Origin of the sequence: Filobacillus milosensis (assembly GCF_004402015.1) — a bacterium.
In the GTDB taxonomy this organism is placed as follows: Bacteria; Bacillota; Bacilli; order Bacillales; family Alkalibacillaceae; genus Filobacillus; species Filobacillus milosensis.
On record NZ_SOPW01000075.1, the window covers coordinates 1 to 310 of the forward strand.

1 protein-coding gene is annotated in these 310 nt (G+C 69.4%); it reads left to right on the top strand.

The genetic code is table 11. The features are described 5' to 3' along the window. Positions 1-113: 113 nt before the first annotated feature. Positions 114-310 (top strand): hypothetical protein (locus tag E3U55_RS17180; protein WP_228547612.1); only part of this gene is annotated, 197 nt, incomplete at its 3' end.

Here is a 310-nt window from a genome sequence, read left to right on the forward strand (position 1 = left end):
GCCGTGCGCACCGTGCTGAGCATCGCCGGGCTCTCCTGGCGTGAGATCGATGACCTCCTCACCGCTCACCCCGACATCGACGCCACCGCACCCGCAGATCGGACGGCCCGCGCATGAAGATCGCCCTGCAGGACGTGAGCAAAGGACGCGGCGGTCAGGCCCTTCCGGCGACGTCGTTGGAATTCCACACCGGTGCCGTGCGCTTCGCCCTCGCCGAGACCGAACAGCGTCCGACCGTGCTCGGACTGATCGCGAGCGGCCGCATGCGCCCCGACACCGGACGGGTGAGCATCGACGGTACAACCGACCC